General features: G+C 63.1%; 15 protein-coding genes. 7 read left to right on the top strand and 8 right to left on the bottom strand.

Going from position 1 to position 19,510, the window contains the following annotated elements; translation table 11 throughout:
• Nucleotides 1-68: 68 nt before the first annotated feature.
• The 8 genes from QYH69_RS10730 to QYH69_RS10695 form a co-directional block, all read right to left on the bottom strand.
• Entirely contained in the window at nt 69-1,277 is a 1,209-nt protein-coding gene (locus QYH69_RS10730) for a M20 aminoacylase family protein (RefSeq protein ID WP_308831866.1), read from the bottom strand.
• Nucleotides 1,278-1,344: 67 nt separating this feature from the next.
• Nucleotides 1,345-2,802 (bottom strand): aldehyde dehydrogenase family protein, encoded by a 1,458-nt coding sequence (locus tag QYH69_RS10725; RefSeq protein WP_308831832.1) that lies wholly within the window; start codon nt 2,800-2,802, stop codon nt 1,345-1,347.
• Between the two features lie 75 nt (nt 2,803-2,877).
• Entirely contained in the window at nt 2,878-4,203 is a 1,326-nt protein-coding gene (locus tag QYH69_RS10720; protein ID WP_308831865.1) for an FAD-binding oxidoreductase, read from the bottom strand.
• A 70-nt stretch (nt 4,204-4,273) separates the two neighbouring features.
• Nucleotides 4,274-5,176, bottom strand: a complete 903-nt coding sequence (locus QYH69_RS10715; RefSeq protein ID WP_308831831.1) for a GNAT family N-acetyltransferase — start codon at nt 5,174-5,176, stop codon at nt 4,274-4,276.
• Between the two features lie 25 nt (nt 5,177-5,201).
• Nucleotides 5,202-6,263 carry an NAD(P)-dependent alcohol dehydrogenase gene (locus QYH69_RS10710; protein ID WP_308831830.1) on the bottom strand — a complete coding sequence of 354 codons (1,062 nt, stop codon included), beginning with the start codon at nt 6,261-6,263 and terminating at the stop codon, nt 5,202-5,204.
• A gap of 252 nt (nt 6,264-6,515) precedes the next feature.
• Nucleotides 6,516-7,646, bottom strand: coding sequence for a DSD1 family PLP-dependent enzyme (locus tag QYH69_RS10705; RefSeq protein WP_308831829.1), 1,131 nt, complete (start codon nt 7,644-7,646; stop codon nt 6,516-6,518).
• A 150-nt stretch (nt 7,647-7,796) separates the two neighbouring features.
• Nucleotides 7,797-8,717: a LysR family transcriptional regulator gene (locus QYH69_RS10700; protein WP_308831828.1), complete on the bottom strand. Its 921-nt coding sequence runs from the start codon at nt 8,715-8,717 to the stop codon at nt 7,797-7,799.
• A gap of 186 nt (nt 8,718-8,903) precedes the next feature.
• Nucleotides 8,904-9,932: an AraC family transcriptional regulator gene (locus QYH69_RS10695; protein WP_308831827.1), complete on the bottom strand. Its 1,029-nt coding sequence runs from the start codon at nt 9,930-9,932 to the stop codon at nt 8,904-8,906.
• A 68-nt stretch (nt 9,933-10,000) separates the two neighbouring features.
• Between QYH69_RS10695 and QYH69_RS10690 the strand changes: the two genes are divergently transcribed.
• The 7 genes from QYH69_RS10690 to QYH69_RS10660 all read left to right on the top strand — a co-directional run bounded on the left by QYH69_RS10690 (nt 10,001) and on the right by QYH69_RS10660 (nt 19,495).
• Complete coding sequence (locus tag QYH69_RS10690) at nt 10,001-11,044, top strand: SDR family oxidoreductase (protein WP_374992386.1); 1,044 nt, start codon at nt 10,001-10,003, stop codon at nt 11,042-11,044.
• A gap of 241 nt (nt 11,045-11,285) precedes the next feature.
• Complete coding sequence (locus QYH69_RS10685) at nt 11,286-13,424, top strand: type I secretion system permease/ATPase (protein ID WP_308831826.1); 2,139 nt, start codon at nt 11,286-11,288, stop codon at nt 13,422-13,424.
• 16 nt (nt 13,425-13,440) lie between these two features.
• A complete protein-coding gene (locus tag QYH69_RS10680; protein ID WP_308831825.1) occupies nt 13,441-14,862 on the top strand; it encodes an HlyD family type I secretion periplasmic adaptor subunit in 1,422 nt (473 codons plus the stop codon).
• Nucleotides 14,852-16,315 (top strand): TolC family protein, encoded by a 1,464-nt coding sequence (locus QYH69_RS10675; protein ID WP_308831824.1) that lies wholly within the window; start codon nt 14,852-14,854, stop codon nt 16,313-16,315. Before QYH69_RS10680 ends, QYH69_RS10675 begins: the two co-directional genes overlap by 11 nt.
• A gap of 165 nt (nt 16,316-16,480) precedes the next feature.
• On the top strand, nt 16,481-17,545 hold the full coding sequence (locus QYH69_RS10670) for a hypothetical protein (protein ID WP_308831823.1): 1,065 nt from the start codon (nt 16,481-16,483) through the stop codon (nt 17,543-17,545).
• 374 nt (nt 17,546-17,919) lie between these two features.
• On the top strand, nt 17,920-18,480 hold the full coding sequence (locus QYH69_RS10665; RefSeq protein ID WP_308831822.1) for a 2Fe-2S iron-sulfur cluster-binding protein: 561 nt from the start codon (nt 17,920-17,922) through the stop codon (nt 18,478-18,480).
• Between the two features lie 10 nt (nt 18,481-18,490).
• The gene (locus QYH69_RS10660) at nt 18,491-19,495 is read left to right on the top strand and encodes a xanthine dehydrogenase family protein subunit M (protein ID WP_308831821.1); all 1,005 of its coding nucleotides are present in this window, start codon (nt 18,491-18,493) and stop codon (nt 19,493-19,495) included.
• The last annotated feature ends 15 nt before the right edge of the window (nt 19,496-19,510 follow it).

Raw genomic sequence — 19,510 nt, 5'->3', positions numbered from 1 at the left:
TGGCTGCGATTCCCGGCGTTCTCGAGGTATAGCCGTGCGTCCTGCAATGCAGCGCCAGCGAAGGCGGTTCAACGGCCGCCCGGATGCCTGGGCTCGCGAGTCTGGAAGTACCGATGCGCCAGTGCGATCCAGTAGCGGACGCCGGCCGGAATGATGTCGTCGTTGAAGTCGTACTTCGGATTATGCAGACCCGTCGCGCTCGTGCCGGCGTTGGCGTTGCCGATCAGCACATAGGTACCGGGCCGCTCTTCCAGCATGAATCCGAAGTCTTCCGATGTCATGTTGGCCGGCACGTCGGCGTGCGTACCTGCATCGCCGAAAGTCTCGCGAATGACCGCTTCGCATAGCGCAGTCTCGGCGCGCGTGTTGATGGTCGCGGGATAGTACTGGAAGAACGCGACCTCGACCTGTGCACCATGAGCGGCAGCGAGCCCTTCGCACATCGACTCGATGTCGCGCTGCAGTTTTTGCTGCAACTCAGACGACAGCGTGCGGATCGTTCCGCGCAACTCGGCGCTGTCCGGGATGACGTTGTCGGTGTCGCCCGCGTGAATCATGCAGACGGAGATCACGGCGGGATCGACAGGATCCTTGTGGCGTGCCGCGATCGTCTGACAATGCAGCACCATCGAACAGGCCAGCGGAATCGGATCGAGGCCCAGATGCGGCTGCGCCGCGTGACCGCCCTTGCCGCGCACGGTGATCCGCAAACGCGAGCCGGCCGCCATGATCGGGCCGGCTCGCAAGCCGAAATGCCCGGCTGGCAATGCCGGCCAGTTGTGCATGCCGAACACCGCCTCGGTCGGATACTGCTCGAACAGACCTTCGTCGATCATCTTTCGTGCGCCCGCACCGCCTTCTTCTCCAGGCTGAAACACGAAATGGATGCTGCCAGGCAACTGCGGCATGCCTTTCAGGATGCGTGCGGCACCGAGCAACATGACCGTGTGGCCGTCGTGTCCGCACGCATGCATGACTCCTTGCGTGCCGGACGCATGCGTGAAATCGTTGGCCTCGTGGATGGGCAATGCATCCATATCCGCTCTTAGCACGATCCCCCAGTCGGGATTCGCGCCGGGCAGGGTCGCGACGACGCCCGTTCCGCCCAGCCCGCGCGACACCGCATAACCGAGCTCCTCGAGCTCACGCGCGACGACCGCTGCCGTCCTGTGTTCTTCGAAGCGCAACTCGGGATGCGCGTGGAGGTCGCGTCGCAACTTCGCCCAATACGGCTGGTGCGCGCTCAACGAGGTATTGGGAAGATCCGCGGTTGCCAATTTCAAGCCCTTTCGAAGCCGTGCAGGTTCAGATTGTCGACATCATTGCGTGACGCCTCGCGATCGTTCAATCGTAGTACCCGAGGATCGACTTCACCTCCATGTACTCTTCCATTCCTTCGATGCCGTACTCGCGTCCGTTCCCGGATTGCTTGTAACCACCAAACGGCGCTTGCGGATCCCACGCCGGATAGTTCAGATGCACCTGACCCGACTGGATGCGCGCGGCGACTGCGCGCATCAGCGCCTTGTCCGTGCCCTGAACATGCGCACCGAGTCCGTACACGGTGTCGTTTGCGATGGAGATCGCTTCTTCGACCGTGTCGTAGGCGAGGATCGCGAGCACGGGCCCGAAGATCTCCTGCTGGGCAATCGGCATGTCGGTGCGCACATCCGAGAATATCGTCGGGCGAACATAGAAGCCCTCGCTCAAGCCGGCTGGTCGGCCGGGGCCGCCAACGATCAGCTTCGTATGATCGTCGATACCCGCTTCGATCATCTGCTGCACCCTGCCGAACTGTGCGCGATTCGCAAGCGGACCGTGGGTCGTCGCCTCGGCGAAGGGATCGCCGACGACCATCTGCCGGGTCGCCGCTATCGCGAGTTCATCGACCTGAGCCATTGCGCCGCGCGGCACGATCAGACGGGTCGGCGCGCTGCACGACTGCCCCATGTTGCGAAACGCAGCCGCTACGCCCAGTGCTACGGCGCGAGGCAGATCGGCATCAGGCAGGACGACGTTGGGGGACTTGCCGCCGAGTTCCTGCGCGACGCGCTTCAGTGTCGGCGCAGCGGCCTGGGCGACCAGCACGCCCGCTCGTGTCGAACCGGTGATCGACACCATGTCGACCTGCGGATGGGACGCGAGCGCCGTACCCACTTCCGGGCCTGTGCCGCTCACGAGGTTGAATACGCCCGCGGGAACGCCCGCATCGGCGATGACTTCCGCAAACAGCAGCGCGCTCAACGGCGACCACTCGCTGGGTTTGAGCACGACGGTGCAGCCGGCAGCCAGCGCCGGCCCGACCTTCGCGGTGATCTGATAGATCGGCCAGTTCCATGGCGTGATGAGCGCGCACACGCCGATCGGCTCGCGGGCGACGGCGGTGGTGCCACGCTGGACGACGAACGGGTAAGTGGCGAGGTTGTCGCGTGCGACGCGGATATGTTCGGCCGCGAGCGGTACATGGGCACTGCGCGCGTAGCTGATCGGCGCGCCCATCTCCGTCGCCAGGGCAGTCGCGAACAGTTCGGCCCGTTCCAGGATCAGCGCATGAACGCGGTCGAGCAGGGCGGCGCGCTCTTGCGGCGAAGTCATCGACCAGCTCGCGAATGCCTGGCGCGCGGCCTGGACGGCGCGGTCGACGTCGTGTACGTCTCCAAGCGGGATCTCGCAAAGCGTCGCTTCGGTGGACGGGCAAACCACGGCGGCGTGCGTCTTGCCCGATGGCGCCACCCATTCGCCGTCGATGAAGAACCGGTCGAGATGGTCGGTCTGAATCAGATGATGAACCGGTGATTGCATTGCTCGATGTCCTTTGAGTCGATACCCTACGGCCGCCACAGGCGGAAAGCGTGCGGGCGAATGTCGAAGCGGCTGTCAGAAGTCGGCGACCTTGCCCCACACCGGTTTTTCGAACCGCTCCGGACGGTAAGGCGCCGGATCGACGAGCGGCGTCGCGCCGGTGACCATATCCGCCACGAGATGACCGCATCCCGGCCCGATGCCGAAGCCGTGACCGCTCAGACCCGCGGCCACCACGAAGCCGGGCAGCGACTGCACTTCGCCGATCGCGGGGATGCCGTCCGGCGTCATGTCGATATAGCCGGCCCAGGACGCGGCCACGCGTGCTTCGCCGATCACCGGGCACAGATCGATCGCGCGCCTGCGAATCTCCTTGAGGGTCGCCTGATTGACGCACGGGTCCAGCACGCGCATCTTTTCCATTGGCGTCGGCCGATCGAGCCGCCAGCGGCTCATGCCTTCATGGCCGGAACGCACGCCTTCGAGATTGCCAGGGCTGAGACTGCGCCAGCGATCCGCGAACATCGGCAGAAAGTCCTTCGCATAGCGGGCTTTTTGCAGCGTCGGGTCGAACTTTGCCAGGCCGCTGATGGCGAGCGAATAGGCTTCGTCGCGGCGTCGCGTGATGGTGATGCTCTTCGTGTGCAGCGCATCCGGTAGCGTACCGCGTGCCAGCGAGATCGACATGACCGACGAGCGGATGGTGGCCTGCGGCAAGCGGATGCCGAGTTGCCGGCAAAACGTCGAGGCCCATGCACCGCCCGACAGGACCGCGATCTTCGTGCGGATCACGCCGTGCTCGGTCACCACGCCGCTGACCCTGCCGCCCTCGGTTTCGATGCCGCGTGCCGCGCAGTTCTGGTGAACCGTGCCACCGAGCTTGATGATGCTGCGCGCGACAGCCGGTGCAGCGTTGGCCGGGTCGGCCGTGCCGTCGGTCGGTGCAAACACGCCGCCCTTCCAGTTGCGCCCGGTAGCGGTAGCCTGCTCGTTGGCCTGCTTGCTGCCGAGCACCTCGGTCTTGACGCCGGCCGTTCGTGCGAATTCGCACCAGCGCGTCCATTTTCCGAGTTCGTCGTCGTCATTGCTCAGGTACAGCAGACCGCTGCGGCGAAAACCAGCGGATTCGCCGGATTCGTCTTCGAACTGTTGCCAGAGTCGCAGGCTTTCGGTCGCAATCGGCAATTCGCGCGCGTCGCGGTTCTGTTGCCGGCACCAACCCCAGTTCCGGCTGGATTGCTCGCCGCCGACCAACCCTTTTTCGATCAGCGCGACTTTTACGCCACGCCTCGCGAGAAACCATGCGGTGAATACGCCGACGATGCCCGCGCCTATCACGACGACGTCGGCGCTATCGGGGAGCCCGGGGGTGGTGTCAATGCGGGTCAACGGTACGCGCATCTGTGAGAGTTCCTTCGTGGGTCGCGTGTCGGGGTCGATCGTCTGCTGGCAAACGGGCTTGCCGGAACGTCTAGAACATCGCCTGGCTAACGATCCCATATAGCCGGTAGACAGGGTCGGGGGCGCCTTGATGCGCGACGGCGGGTGCGTTGCGGACCATCCTGATCGTGGTATCGACGCGCTTCAGTCCTTGCGCGGCCAGCCAGTCGGCCAGACTCGCGCCGGCCGGCACGTCGATTCGAATGAATTCACCTTCGCGGTTGTTCAGCCAATAGCCAATCAAGGCTTTCGCACGAAGATCGTCGGGCGAGCGCATCGCGGCCATCGGGCCGATGACGAGGCCTCTGCCGAAGCGGCGCAGGATCGAAAATCCAATGATCTCGCTGTCGCGCTCCAGCACCACGCTGTCGCCCATTTTCAGCAACGCTGACATCATCGCGTTCCGTTCGAGGCCTGAAGCGCGCGTCGCGAGTTCGATGAGTGCCGGGAAATCGGCGGCCGTCGCGCTTCGCAGTCGTTCACCGTCGGGCAATGCGACCGGCAAGGTTTTGCCGACGGTCCCCTGATGCTGGTCCAGCGAATCGCATACGTGGAAACCGAGCTTTTCATAGAGCGGACGGCCTGCCGGTGTCGCGTGCAAAAACGTGATGCGCGGCCCCAGTTCTTCCAGTACCAACTCCATCAGCTTGCGGCCGATGCCGCGTCCCTGATGCTCCTGCGACACGATCACGAGACCAAGCGACGCACGGTCCGTGCCGAACTTCCAGCACAACGCCGTGCCGATCAGCACGCCGTTTTCTTCGGCGACGAATCCCGTGCCCTGTTCGGCGGCGAATTGCCAGTCTTCCGCACGATGCGGCCAACTGAAAGCGGTCGACAAACCACAAGCCGCCGCACAGTCGGCTGGCGTGAAGCTTCGATAGTGGAGCGCTGGCGTTGAACGCGTAGCGCTGACGGCACAATCCTGGTTCATTTGATTTTTTTCCCGATCCTGAACTTCAGATCCCGGACTTCAGCGAGCCCAGATCAATCACAAACCGATATTTAACGTCGCTTCTGAGCATCCGGTCGAAGGCTTCGTTGACCTGTTCAATATCGATCATTTCTATTTCGCAAGTGATGCCATGCTTGCCGCAAAAATCGAGCATTTCCTGCGTTTGCGCGATGCCGCCGATGAACGAGCCCGCCACCGATTTCCGCTTGGACAGCATCGGCGACGAGTTCAGCGCCGGTTCGAGCGGACCGAAATAGCCCACGAGCACCAGCGTGCCGCCTGAATCAAGCGTGGCAACATAAGGATTGAGGTCGTGCTGGTATGGAATGGTGTCGATAATCAGATCAAAGCGGCTTTTTGCCGCGTTCATCTGCTCGGCATTGCTCGACAGCACGACATCGCGGGCGCCCAGCGCACGGGCATCCGCGTCTTTGCCAGGCGATCGTGTGATCAGCGTCACTTCGGCGCCCATCGCGCTGGCCAGCTTGATGGCCATATGACCGAGGCCACCCAATCCGATGACGGCAACCCGCGAACCGACGCCGACGTTCCAGTGCCGCAACGGCGAATACGATGTGATACCGGCACACAATAGCGGTGCCGCGCCCTTGAGATCGAGGTTATCCGGCATCCTGAGGACGAACTTCTCCGACACGATAATCTCGTCGGCATACCCGCCTTGAGTACGGGATTGATCATGCCGGTCGGTATTGTTGTACGTCGAAGTCGCACCGTTCTCGCAATACTGTTCGAGCCCATTAAGGCATGTCTTGCAGTGCTGGCATGAATCGACCATGCAACCTACTCCCACAGGGTCTCCCACCTTGAAACGCGTCACGTCGGAGCCGACTTCCTTGATCCGTCCGACGATCTCATGGCCCGGCACCATCGGGTATCTGGCGTTGCCCCAATTGTTGCGCGTGCTATGCAGGTCCGAATGACAAACACCGCAGTACAACACTTCGATTACGACATCATTGTTGCGCGGAGTGCGGCGTTCGAAGTCGAACAGGCTCAATGGCGTCGTCGATGAAGTGGCAGCGTATCCTCGTGCAGCACGTCCCATCTATATGTCCTCGATTAATCCGTGGTGAGATTGCTTGCGTTGAAAGAGGCATGCCGTCGAGTCCGCTGAGCGCGCGAGTCGGGAAGATTTCGACGGGCGCGATGTGGGTCGAAAGCGTCTTCATGTTACGCGTTGACCATCGCGCAACAACGCTCGAAAAAAATCTCAAAAGAACATGAAAACCGCGTTTGACGTGGCTCGCGCAGCATTTTATGTGGCGTGCTGATTGGCATGATTCGCTGGAGCGGCGAATCACCAGCCGTAGAAACGCGGCCAGGTTTCAATCGTGCCGTCCGGCATGATGGCCTGATAGGCCGGATGTTGCGCGCCCGTGGCACATGCATGATTGGGAAGAATGCGCAGCCGCGTACCAAGCGGAAAGCGCGTCTCGATCTCATGGTCCGGCGAACCGGATCGGGAAATGATGCCGTGCTCCTGGTTCGCGCCGCTCATGAGATAACCGTCCAGCACTTCGCCGTTTTCCCGACACACGGCCCCATAACCGAAGTCGTGCTTCTGGCGCTGCGTACCGCGATCGCGGCTCATGGCCATCCATCCCGCGTCGACGATAGTCCAGCCTTTTTCGCGCTGGTGGCCGATCACGGTGGTCAGGACGCTCAGAGCGATTTCGGGCATCTGATTGACGCCTACGCCATGCATGACGAGATCGAACATCACATAGACTCCGGCGCGAACTTCGGTCACGCCTTCGAGATGCTCGGCCGCTAGCGCGGTCGGCGTCGAGCCGATGCTGACGACCTCGCATGGCAGGCCCGCCGCACGAAGACGTTGTGCCGCGCGCACGCAGCCCGAACGCTCCTGTTCGGCAATGCGGACCAGCGCGTCGTGCGTGTCGTAGTCGTAGCTGGAGCCCGCATGGGCGATCACGCCGCCAACGACCATGCCGCCGTCCGACAGTGTCCGCCCGACCTCGAGAAGCAGGGCGTCGTCGGGCGCGATACCCGACCGATGACCGTCCACGTCGATTTCGATCCAGACTTCGAATGTTGCGTGATGCTCCCGCCCGAAGGAAACGATGGCCTGCGCGCACGCGATGCTGTCGGCGACGATCTTCAGTGCGCAGCCTTGCTGTCTCAGCGCCAGTGCCTGCGGCAGCCTGGCCGGCGCCATCCCCACTGCATAGACGATGTCACGAATGCCGCTGGCGAAGAACTGTTCGGCTTCCTTCAGCGTGGATACGGTGATGCCGCGCGCACCGGCGTCGATCTGCGCCCTGACAATCTGCGCACATTTGGTGGTCTTCACGTGCGGGCGAAAGCTCACGCCCAGGGCGTTCATACGCCGTTGCATCCGGTCGATATTGCTATTCATGCGCTCGACATCGATCAGTGCTGCGGGCGTGTTCAACGACGGTAATTCCATCTGCGGCTCCCTGCGATTCTTTGCTTTAGTGGTGCTCAGGCATCGGCGTGGCGCCGTGCGGATGCAGGCCACTATAGGAGGGCAGGGCGAGCTTGTGATTAACGAAGGATAAAGCGATCGTTAAGCCCGATTAAATGACCGGTCACTACGTCATTTGCGCCAGGGGACGGGGTCGAAGGCTCGTTTGGCGGCTTCGAGAAAGACGGACTGGCGGATTGTCAGGCCGTGACGCGTGGGCGTCAGGACCATGACAGGCGCCGATTCGAGCCGCCATGCCGGCAATACGCGCTTCAGTTTTCCGGCCGCGATCAGCCGTGCCGCATCCCATTCGGATCGCTCGACAACGCCGAGGCCGTCGATCGCCCAGTCGCTGACGACTGTACCGTCGTTCGACGACAAGGCGCCGTCCAGCCGGATCGTGACCGATTTGCCGCCGCGTTTGCCGTCGGCGTCGGGTTGCATGAAGCGCAGGCGGGTCACGTCTTCGTCGTTCTCGCGCAACGTTAGCCATTCGTACTGCGTGAGTTCCGATGGATGTTCGAGCTTCGACAGGCGGCGCGCGAGGGACGGACTTGCGCACAGAAAACGCTCGTTCGGAGCGAGGTAGTGTCCGACCCACGACGACCCTTTGAGGTTGCCGATGGACACGACCACATCGGCACCCGCCGCCGCCGTGAGCGGACTGTCGGAGAGGATCAGCGAAATCGCGAGATTCGGATGCGAGCGATGCAGATCGCGAATCAGCGGCGCGACATGTGCGCGCCCAAAGCCAAATGGAGCGACCACGCGCAAATGACCGCCGACGCCGGCCGTCTCGCCGGAGACGCGTGACGGAATCGACTCGATTCGCTCGAGGATTTCGATCGCTTCCTGAACCAGTTGCTGGCCCTCCTGGGTGAGCGAGATGCCCCTTGCCTCGCGCGTGACCAATCGAACGCCCATGCGTTCTTCGATACGCTGCAAACGCACTGTGACGGCGGGCGGGGTGAGATTCAATATTCGGGCCGCCGCGGCGAGGGATTGTGACGCGCCCAAGGCGCGAAACAGTCGCATGTCATCCAGTTCGATCATTAAGCAGCCGTTAACGAAGAGGGGTTGGAGTATTAAACCTCGGAACGATACATTTTTCCACCGGTGCGGCCTATGATCTCGATCCCACCCCAACCGATGCCAAGGCACGCATCCTGACGGCTAACATCGATCCCGATCGAGCTCGCCTGCCCGACACCCATCGCGGCATCGCCCCAACGCCCCCGACTAGACAACCTCGACGGACGGCACTTCGTCGGGCGCTGCTCCCCTGATCCCGTCCTCGGCGACACGCGTTCCCGACATTCGTTCGGCATGCCGAAATGTCTTCGGCGAACTGCCGGTGATCCGTTTGAAGGCGTGACTAAACGCGCTCTCGGACGTATAGCCGAGCGATTGGGCAATCACTGCCACCGGCGCGTCGCCTTCCCGCAATGCGCGCTCGGCAAGCCGCATGCGCCATTCGGTCAGATAGGTCAGCGGCGCGATGCCTGCAGTCTTCCTGAAGTGAAAAGCGAATGTCGTCCTCGACATGGCGCATGCCTTGGCGAGCTCATCGAGATGCCAGGACCGCGCGGGATCGCCGTGCATGAGCCGCAGCGCCGGAGCGATGCGCGGATCCCGCAACGCCCGCAGCCACCCGGCCGACATCGGGTCGGACGTTTTCAGGTGCGCTCGCAGAATCTGGATGAACAGCAGTTGCGAGAGCTGAGCCGAGACGAGTTGTGCTCCGGGCAGATCGGACCCGCGCTCCTCGACGAGATGATCGAGCAGCCACCGGAAGGTGATCGCCTGCGGCGACGCAGCGGACACATGGATCCACGGCGGCAGCACGTCGGCCAGTAACCGGCCGCTCGTCGGATCGAGCAGGACATGGCCACCGATGTGGGCGAAGTCGTTGCCGTCGCCGAGGACGGCCGTCGATCTGCCGGCGCCGGAAAACACGCTCATCGCCTCGACGGGCGCGACATCGGGAGCGCTGGCCAGAACAAAAGCACGCTTCGCCGACAGCAGTCCGACGTCTCCGGTGCCGAAATGGATCGGCTCTGCTTCTCCCTCGATGCGAACCCAGCAGGTGCCTTTCACCACCGCAAAGAACTTGATCTTGTCCGGCGCCGGAAAACGGATGGCCCACGCGCCGCCGGCAGTAAAACCGCCGGTCACCAGCGATTCGGCATGGGTGAACTTGAGGATGTCGGAAAACGGATCGGCATTCATGTTCGTACTATCGCGCAAGCAAATCGCACTGGCAAGCATTAACAATCCGGGTGCCGGCGCTTAACCTCCGTGATGACGAATTCATAACGGTCATTCGGGAAATCAATATGAGCAACAAAGACGTACAGGTTCTTGTCACTGGCGGAACCGGGTTTATTGCGCAGCACTGCATGCTGGCGCTGCTGAACGATGGCTACCGCGTGCGAACCACAGTGCGTTCGCTCGCGCGCGAAGCCGAGGTACGCGCAAACCTCAGGACAGGCGGCGTCGAAGCGGGCGAACGCCTGTCATTCGTCGCGGCCGATCTGGGAAGGGACGAAGGGTGGGCCGAGGCTGCCGCCGGTTGCACATACGTGATGCACGGAGCCTCACCGACACCGACAGGCAATCAAACGAGCGATGAAGAATGGACGAGGCCCGCGGTCGACGGCAACTTGCGGGTGCTGCGCGCCGCGCGCGATGCCGGGATCAGGCGCGTCGTGTTGACCTCCGCCTTTGGCGCGATTTGCGCGGGCCACGGGCCAATGACGCGGCCTTTCAACGAGACCGACTGGAGCGACCTGACCAGCAAGCATGTCTGGCCTTATCAGAAATCCAAGACATTGTCGGAGCGCGCGGCGTGGGACTTCGTCGCACGCGAAGGGCAGGGCCTCGAACTGTCGGCCATCAATCCAGTCACCGTGCTCGGGCCGGTGCTTGGCGCTGACTATTCGCATTCGATCCGCCTCGTCAAGAACATGCTCGACGGCCAACCGGGCAACCCCAAACTCAATTCGGGCTTTGTCGATGTGCGCGATGTGGCCGACCTGCATCTGCGTGCGATGACACACGAAGCTGCCCGCGGCGAACGTTTTCTCGCGATTGCCGGCGAGAGTATGTGGCTGGCCGACCTCGCCAAGGTGTTGAAACAACGCATGGGACCGGCGGCCGACAACGTATCGACGCGGGTGCTGCCGAACGCGGTCGTGCGTCTGGGCGCGCTCAAAGATCCGGCGTTGAGAGGGGCCGTGCCATTGCTGGGCCTGGTCCTGAACGCTACCAGTGAAAAGGCCATGCGCCTGCTCGGCTGGTCGCCGCGCTCGCGCGAGGACGCTATCGTTGCCACTGCCGAAAGTCTCGTGAGGCTCGGGCTGCTGCGTGGTTCGCAGTAGCGGCAGTCATCATCGGCTGCGCCATCGTCGGCGTTTCCTTGCTGTTGCCGATCGGCTCCATTCGAATTCGTTCATCGATCCGTGGCGTGCCGATGACATATCGCAACTATCCGTCTGCGGAATAGCGGCGCCGTGACAGGTGTTTTGTCGCTGATAGCCAGTGCCGATATAGCGCGGATGCGGACGTCGTCTCTCTCCCGGGGCGGCTCCATTGACTGCGCGCCCGCGGAGTTCCAAGCCTATGGATCAAGCCGAGCAGCTGCACGTTTCTCCGAACTCCAGGATCGACCCTGGGCTCGCGGCGTTAGTCGTGATTGCGGGCTTTCATGGGCTGCCGGCGGAAGCGGAGCAGCTTCGGCACGCGGCGGGCGGCAAGTCCACGCGCTTTGACGACCGCGACCTCGTGCTGTCGGCACGCTCGCTAGGACTGAAGACGCGCAAGGTTCGCGTAGCGGAGGAGCGTCTTGCGAAGACGCCCCTTCCCGCGCTCGCGCTCGACAAGGACGGCGAGCATTTCATCGTCGCGGGTTGCGATGGCGAAAAGGCATTGATACTGGAAGCGGGCGCGAGCGCCCCGACCATGATCGTGCGCAAAACCGTCTTCGCGCGCTGCGGCGGCGAGATGCTTGTCTTCGCCTCGCGCGCGTCGCTCGCCGGCGACATGGCGCGCTTCGACTTTTCGTGGTTCATTCCCGCGGTCGTCAAGTACCGGCGTCTGCTGCTCGAAGTGCTGCTGGTTTCCGCGGTGCTGCAGCTGTTCGGGCTCGTCTGGCCGCTGATGTTCCAGGTGGTGATGGACAAGGTGCTCGTGAACCGCGCATTCAACACCTTGAACGTGGTGTGCATCGCCTTGCTTGTGAGTTCGGTTGTCGAGGTGCTGCTGACCGGGCTGCGCAACTATGTGTTCTCTCATACGGCCAATCGCATCGACGTCGAACTCGGCGCGCGGCTGTTCCGGCATCTGCTTGCGTTGCCGCTTGCATATTTCGCGGTGCGGCGCGTCGGCGACACCGTCGCGCGGGTGCGCGAACTCGAAAACATCCGCAACTTTCTGACGGGACAGGCGCTGACGGCTGTGATCGACCTGTTTTTCTCGATCGTTTTTCTGTGCGTCATGTTTGTCTATAGCGTGCCGCTCACGTTGATCGTCGTCGTGTCGCTGCCGGTCTACGCGTGCGTCTCGTTGACGTTCAATCCGCTGCTGCGCGCACGTCTGGACGAGAAATTCGCGCGCGGCGCGGATAGCCAGGCGTTCCTCGTGGAGACCGTGTCGGGTGCCGAAACCGTCAAGGCGATGGCGGTGGAGCCGCAATTCACGCGGCGCTGGGATACTCAGCTCGCCGCGTATGTGGCGGCCGGATTTCGCGTCAGCACGCTCGGCAATATCGGGCAGCAACTGATCCAGCTGATCGGCAAGCTCGTGAATCTGCTGTCGCTGTTTTTCGGCGCGCGGCTAGTGATAGAAGGCAAATTGTCGGTCGGCGAACTCGTTGCGTTCAATATGATGTCCGAGCGCGTCGTTGCGCCCGTGCTGCGGCTTGCTCAGCTCTGGCAGGACTTTCAGCAGATCGGCATCTCGATGGCGCGCCTCGGCGACGTGCTCAATACGCGCACTGAACTGCCGCCGAGCCGCCAGGCTTTGCCGGCGATCAAAGGCCATATCAGCTTCCAGGGCGTTCGATTTCGCTACCGCCCCGACGGCGCGCCGGTGCTCCACGATATCTCGCTCGAGATTCGCGCGGGCGAAGTGGTCGGCATCGTGGGCCGTTCGGGCTCGGGCAAGAGCACGCTGACCAAACTGCTGCAGCGGTTGTATATGCCCGAGGCGGGCCAGGTGCGTATCGACGGTATCGATCTCGCGCTCGTCGATCCCGCCTGGCTGCGCCGCCAGATCGGCGTCGTGCTCCAGGAAAACCTGCTCTTCAACCGCTCGGTCCGCGAGAACATCGCCGTGACCGATCCGGGCACGTCGCTCGATCGCGTCGTCTACGCGGCACGGCTCGCCGGCGCGCATGGCTTTATCTCCGAGCTGCCCGAGGGCTACGACACGGTGGTCGGCGAGCACGGTGCAAACCTGTCGGGCGGTCAACGCCAGCGCATCGCGATCGCGCGCGCGCTGTTGACCGATCCGCGCATCCTGATCTTCGACGAAGCGACGAGCGCACTCGACTTCGAGACCGAACGCATCATCCAGCAGAACATGCGCGCGATCTGCGAGGGCCGCACCGTGATCATCATCGCGCACCGTCTGTCTTCGGTCAGGCATGCGAACCATATCGTCGCGATGGACCATGGCCGCATCGTCGAGCGCGGCGCGCATGAGGCGTTGCTTGCGCAGGGCGGCTACTACGCCCATCTGGTCTCGCTCCAAAACAGCTGATGCGGCGCGTCCGATCATGAACTTTATCCGCTTGCAGGCGTTCGGCGATTTGCTGCGCAGCTATGGCGCCGTGTTTCGTGCCGCGTGGTCGATGCGCGCACAGTTCGACGGTGAAGCAAGCCTTCCTTATGAGCGTGCGTTCCTGCCCGCCAACCTCGAGCTTGTCGAAACGCCGGTGCACCCGGCGCCGCGCTGGGCGATGCGCATACTAGTCGTGCTCGCCGCACTGGCGCTTCTGCTCGCCTTTTTCGGCAGGCTCGATATCGTCGCCGTTGCGCAAGGCAAGCTGATTCCGGGCGAGCGCGTCAAGATCATCCAGCCCGCGATCACGGGCGTCGTGCGCCGCATTCTCGTCGAAGACGGCCAGCGCGTCGCGGCCGGCCAGTTGCTCATGCAACTCGACGCGACCCAGGCCGCGGCCGATTCCGACAATGCGCGGGCCTCGCGCATCGACGCGGCGCTCGCGGCCGCGCGCTCGCGCGCCTTGCTCGGCGCCCAACTCGGCGCGCATGCGCCGCTCGTGCCGCGCGTCGACGGCGCGTCGGCGGCGCAGCAGGCGCAGGCGCAGCATTTCGCGGACGGCCTGTATCGCGAGTATCAGGACAAGCTCGTCGCATCGCAGGCCGAGCTTCGCAAGCGCGAGGCGGAACTCGCGACGATCCGCGTCGAAATCGGCAAACTTTCGGCGACGGCGCCGCTCGCACGCCAGCAGGCGAACGAATATCGCGCGCTCGCAGCCGATAAATACGTCGCGCAAACCGACTATCTGACCAAAGAGCAAGCCGCGCTCGACGCGGAGCACGATCTTGCGGCGCGCGAGAGCGGCTCGCAGGAGTTGATGGCCGCGGTCGAAGAGCAGCGCGCCGATATCGCATCGATTACGTCTGCGTTTCGCAGCAAACAGCTCGACGAACTCGACAAGGCGATGCAGCAATACAACCAGAGCCGCAATGACGAGACCAAGGCCGATACGCGCCAGAAGCTGCTGAGCCTGACGGCGCCCGTTGCCGGCACGGTGCAGCAGCTTTCGGTGCACACGCTCGGCGGTGTCGCGACCGCCGCGCAGCCGGTCATGGAAATCGTGCCGGACGATACGCTCGAAGTCGAGGCCAACATCGAGAACAAGGATATCGGCTTCGTTCGCCCCGGACAAACCGCGCTCGTGAAGGTCAAGGCGTTTCCATATACGCGCTTCGGCTATCTGAAGGGGACCGTCGTGTCGGTGTCGAACGATGCGGTTCAGGACCGGCGGCACGGCCTGATGTTCGTGACGCACGTACGCGTGCCGACGAACCGGATTCGCACCAACGGCGCCTGGGTTCGTTTGACGCCCGGCATGGAAGTGACGGCCGAGATTCATACGGGCAAGCGCAGTGTCGCGCAGTACTTTCTCGATCCCGTCATCGAGACGGGCGAGGAGAGCTTGCGTGAACGGTAGGTCGAAGTTGCGCATATCGATACGGCGATGGGGCGCGCTCGCGCTATGGATGTCGTGCGGATCGCATGCCGCCTGGGCTTTCGATCCGTTGCGCACCGGTACGGCCGTGCCGCCGACGGCCGCGGCGCAGATGCTCGGCGACGGGTCCTCGGGAATCTGCGTATTCGGCGCACTGCCGAGCCCGCTGCCTTTGCAGGATGCCGTCGAACGGGCGCTGTGCAACGACCCGAGGACGCGCGAGGCCTGGGGCCAGGTCAAGCTCGAGGCCGCGCGCGTGGGGCAGGGACGTGCCGCGTACTTGCCGAACATCAGCGGGAGCTGGCAGGGCGTGCGCGACGATCAGAAGACCGACATCGACAACCTGCCGCAATTCAATTCGAACTTTCACAACTTCCTGCGGACCGAAAGCGTGTCGCTGAGCTGGGTGCTCTACGACTTCGGCGGGCGCGAGGCGGCGCTGAAGAGCGCGACCGAGTTGCTCGAGGCCGCGCAGGCGAACCAGCAGGCGGTGCTCGAAGCGACCTTTGCGAAAGTCGCGAAAGACTACTACGCGGCGCAGGCCGCGCAGGGCGCGTTTGTCGCCGCGCAGCAGATCGAACAGACCGCGAACGACAGCGTACAGGCCGCGACCGCGCGTGCGGACAAGGGCATCGCGCCGATCACGGATCAGCTGCAGGCTCAGACCGACCATGCGCAGGCGGTCGTGAATCTCGCAAAAGCGCAACGCGACCGGCAGGACGCGCTCGGTGTGCTGGCGAGCGATATGAACCTCGATCCCGATGCGCCGATCAGCTTGCCCGACGTCGGGGAGGGCGTGCTGCCCGATCAGGCGTTCAACGGATCGATCGCCGACCTGATCGACGAGGCGAAGCGCACGCATCCGAGCATCCGGGCAGCCGAGGCACGCGTCGAAGCCGAACGTGCAAAGATCAGACAGACGCGCGCTGAAGGGCTGCCGAGCGTGAGTCTGGTCGCGCGGTACAGCCGGAACAACGAGCCGACCAGCTTCGAAGTCGGGCAGCCGCAACTGCCGACGACGGGAAGCGAATGGTACGTGGGTTTTCAGGTCACGATCCCGATCTTTTCGGGCTTCATGAAGACGTATCAGGTGCGCGAAGAAGAGGCAAAAGCCGAACTCGAGAACGATATGCTCGACGCAACGCGGCAGCAGGTCGGTCTCGACGTCTGGACCAGTTACCAGGCGTTGCAGACGGCGACGCACAACCTCGATAACAGCGCGATGCTGCTCGATATCTCGAACCGCTCGTACGCGGCGGCCGAGCATCGTTATACGGTGGGCGTCGGCAGCATCCTCGAACTGCTCAACGCGCAGACCGCGCTCGCTGGCGCGAAACGGCAGCGCATCGAGGCGCTGACCGACTGGCGTTCCGCGCGGCTGCAACTGGCCGCCAAGCTCGGCGAAATCGGCATGTGGAGTCTGCCAGGCGAGTGAGCCGCAGCACGCGAATGCGCATTGCTTCGCGGTGCATTTCGCCATACCCGGAATACGAAATCAATTCGCGCATGTCGAATAATAATTGCATGTCGAATTAAATGCCGACCCGGAATAAACGCTAATGAATTGATCCGGATTAAAACATCTTGACCCGGAATTAATTTGAACGGATGCGCAGGAATATCAGCCTCGGTACGGGTGTTTGAATATAGATCGCGCCCGATCGGCGGCGGCCTTTCGCGCAGGAAGAAACGACCTGATTGCGTGATCATTTTCCGGATATTTCCTGTGTCAATTAACAAATGCACTTTCAAATATCCTGGATTTGTCTTTCCTTTTATTCTGGAGCGCAAGATGAACGAAACGCAAAGCGTACTGCAAAGCACGGCCCAAGCATCGTCAAAGCCCGAGCAGATAATCAACCAGTCCGACGGCACCTCTGTCGTGTTGCTTCCGCAGGGCACGGCAGCCGAATCGGATCCGGTCATTCGTGAATTCTCGAAACCGGACGGTCAGGGGACGTTGCTCGAGCAGGTCGTCGACTTCCGTGCAGGGGGTTCCGATGTGTTCATCGCCGACCCGCAGATCCTCGCGGAGATCGGCCAGATCGGCACCGTGTTCGGCGCGGGAAATGTGGGCGACCAACTGGCGTCGCTCGATATCAAGTTTACGGGTGCGAACGGCACCGGTAGCGCGACGTCGGGCACGGCCGTGACGAAGACCGGCGATACTTACCAGTTTGAACTGGCCGGCCTGCCGCCGGGCGAACTGGTATCGGTGCGGGAATTTTCCGGGCCGGGCCTGTCAGGCCAGATCGAGGAGACGATCAACGTGTTCAACGACGGCCGCGTCCAGTTCAATATGCTCGGCGGCAGCGGCCTTCCGAGCGGCGTCAAGGCGATGCAGGAAAATTTCAATGCACAGGGCAATCTCGCGACGGTGCGAACCCAGTTGTCGAACGGCGAGGTAGTCGTCGAGGCGCTCAACTACGACGCGAGCGGAAAGGAGGTCTCGCAGACGGTGGAGACGTTCAACGCACAAAACCAGGTCGTGTCGTCCTCGACTTCGGCGCCGAGCGGTCCCACCCCTCCTCAGATTGGGGGGCAGGCGGCGATCCAGTCGATCATCGCGGCGCTGTCGTCGCTCAATCCGCCGGTGCCCGGCTCCGCTGTCGCCGCGGCGAGCATCCCGCCGCACAAAATGACGCTGGCCGCCGGCACGCGTTAAGCGTCAGGTTCGTGGAAGTCTGAACGCTTCCCACCGCAATGGGGCGGTCTTGCGTCAACGCGCAAGACCGCCCCATGTTTTTCATCGAGTCAGGCATTCCGTTTGCTCTCCTTGACGAAGCGATCGCGTTAGCCACCGTGCATGCAGGCCGTCGACAAACAACCGGCACAACTGCAAACCGCGACCTATACTTTTCGCTTGCATCGACCGGTGCAACTCGCGCTCAGCCGATCCAAGCCGGATGCGCGCGAACCGCCGCCGCATGATCGTTGCCGCATGATCCTCAATGGCGATCGTTCGCGCTGTCCATAACGGTGCGGCGCTACCCGGCACCCGGTCGTTCCTGCGTCTGCCCTCTCAAAGGAGTCAGCTCGATGCACCATACTGCGCCTCGTCAGTCCGCCTCGGCGAATCAAACCGTCGATGAGCGCCGCGACAGCAAATCCCCCGGCGTCACCACTCCATCGTCCCCCACCATTGCCGTCGAACTGAAGGTGAACGGCGAAACCTGGTCGTTAGCGCTCGACCCCCGTACCACCTTGCTGGACGCGTTGCGCGAACACCTGCATCTGACCGGTACGAAGAAAGGTTGCGATCACGGTCAATGCGGCGCCTGCACCGTCCATGTGAACGGGCGGCGCGTCAATGCGTGCCTGTCGCTGGCGGGCACGCACGCAGGCGACGAGATCGCGACGATCGAAGGACTCGGCAGTCCCGACGCGCTGCATCCGATGCAGCAGGCGTTTGTCGAATGCGACAGTTACCAGTGCGGCTACTGCACGTCGGGGCAAATCATGTCGGCCGTGGCATTGCTCGACGAACCGATCGGGCCCGCCGACGCCGACGTGCGCGAAGCGATGAGCGGCAACCTGTGCCGCTGCGGCGCCTATCAGAACATCGTCACGGCGATCCAGCGCGTGCGCGAGAAATCCTGAGGAGACCGCCATGGAACTCTTCCAGCTCTCGCGCGCGAGCAATGTGCACGAGGCCATCGCTGCGGCGGCAACCTCGTCGGACACGGAGCACGGTGCGCAGGTGCGCTTCCTCGCGGGCGGCACGACACTGCTTGATCTGATGAAACTGAATGTGGAGTGTCCGGGCCGCGTGATCGACATCAGCCGCCTGCCGTTCGATCAGATCGAGGCCACGCCCGACGGCGGCGTCAAGATCGGCGCCATGGTGCGCAATGCGGATCTCGCCACGCATGCGCTGATCCGCGAGCGCTATGCGGTGCTGTCGCAGGCCTTGCTGGCCGGGGCATCGGCGCAGTTGCGCAATATGGCGACGACGGGCGGCAACCTGCTGCAGCGCACGCGTTGCGTCTACTTTCGCGATACCACGATGCCGTGCAACAAGCGCACGCCCGGTTCGGGCTGCGCCGCGATCGGCGGCTTCAACCGCACGATGGCGATTCTTGGCGTCAGCGACGCATGCATCGCAAGCAATCCCTCCGACATGAACGTCGCGCTGACCGCACTCGATGCAACGATCCACGTCGAAGGCACGAAAGGCTCGCGCCGAATCGCGATCGACTCGTTCTTCGTGTTGCCCGGCACGACGCCGCAACGCGAGACCGTGCTCGAGGCTGGGGATCTGATCACGCACGTCACCTTGCCACCGCCGCCCGACGCAAGCCGTTCGCTCTATCTGAAGCTGCGCGATCGCGCATCTTACGAGTTCGCGCTCGTGTCCGCCGCTGTCGTGCTGAAGGTGAGCGATGGCCGTATCGAGCATGCGCGCCTCGCGTTGGGCGGAGTCGGGACGAAACCATGGCATGCGACCGAAGCCGAGGCTGTGCTCGCCGGCGCGACGCCCGATGCCGCGACGTTCGAGCGGGCCGCGGATGCAGCACTCGCCGGCGCGCGGCCGCAAAGCCAGAACGGATTCAAGGTCGAGCTTGCGCGCAGGTGCATCGTGCACGCGCTCGCGCAGGCGACTCGCAACGATTGATTTTCGATAGGACTT

Source organism: Paraburkholderia sp. SARCC-3016 (genome assembly GCF_031119615.1).
GTDB lineage: Bacteria > Pseudomonadota > Gammaproteobacteria > Burkholderiales > Burkholderiaceae > Paraburkholderia.
Note: the sequence above shows the minus strand (reverse complement) of the source record. Positions and strands in the feature narration are given on the sequence as shown.

Coding starts and splice junctions, on each gene's coding strand:
- QYH69_RS10725 (WP_308831832.1), bottom strand. CDS start 2,802: ATGCAATCACCGGTTCATCATCTGATTCAGACCGACCATCTCGACCGG.
- QYH69_RS10720 (WP_308831865.1), bottom strand. CDS start 4,203: ATGCGCGTACCGTTGACCCGCATTGACACCACCCCCGGGCTCCCCGAT.
- QYH69_RS10715 (WP_308831831.1), bottom strand. CDS start 5,176: ATGAACCAGGATTGTGCCGTCAGCGCTACGCGTTCAACGCCAGCGCTC.
- QYH69_RS10710 (WP_308831830.1), bottom strand. CDS start 6,263: ATGGGACGTGCTGCACGAGGATACGCTGCCACTTCATCGACGACGCCA.
- QYH69_RS10705 (WP_308831829.1), bottom strand. CDS start 7,646: ATGGAATTACCGTCGTTGAACACGCCCGCAGCACTGATCGATGTCGAG.
- QYH69_RS10700 (WP_308831828.1), bottom strand. CDS start 8,717: ATGATCGAACTGGATGACATGCGACTGTTTCGCGCCTTGGGCGCGTCA.
- QYH69_RS10695 (WP_308831827.1), bottom strand. CDS start 9,932: ATGCTTGCCAGTGCGATTTGCTTGCGCGATAGTACGAACATGAATGCC.
- QYH69_RS10690 (WP_374992386.1), top strand. CDS start 10,001: ATGAGCAACAAAGACGTACAGGTTCTTGTCACTGGCGGAACCGGGTTT.
- QYH69_RS10685 (WP_308831826.1), top strand. CDS start 11,286: ATGGATCAAGCCGAGCAGCTGCACGTTTCTCCGAACTCCAGGATCGAC.
- QYH69_RS10680 (WP_308831825.1), top strand. CDS start 13,441: ATGAACTTTATCCGCTTGCAGGCGTTCGGCGATTTGCTGCGCAGCTAT.
- QYH69_RS10665 (WP_308831822.1), top strand. CDS start 17,920: ATGCACCATACTGCGCCTCGTCAGTCCGCCTCGGCGAATCAAACCGTC.
- QYH69_RS10660 (WP_308831821.1), top strand. CDS start 18,491: ATGGAACTCTTCCAGCTCTCGCGCGCGAGCAATGTGCACGAGGCCATC.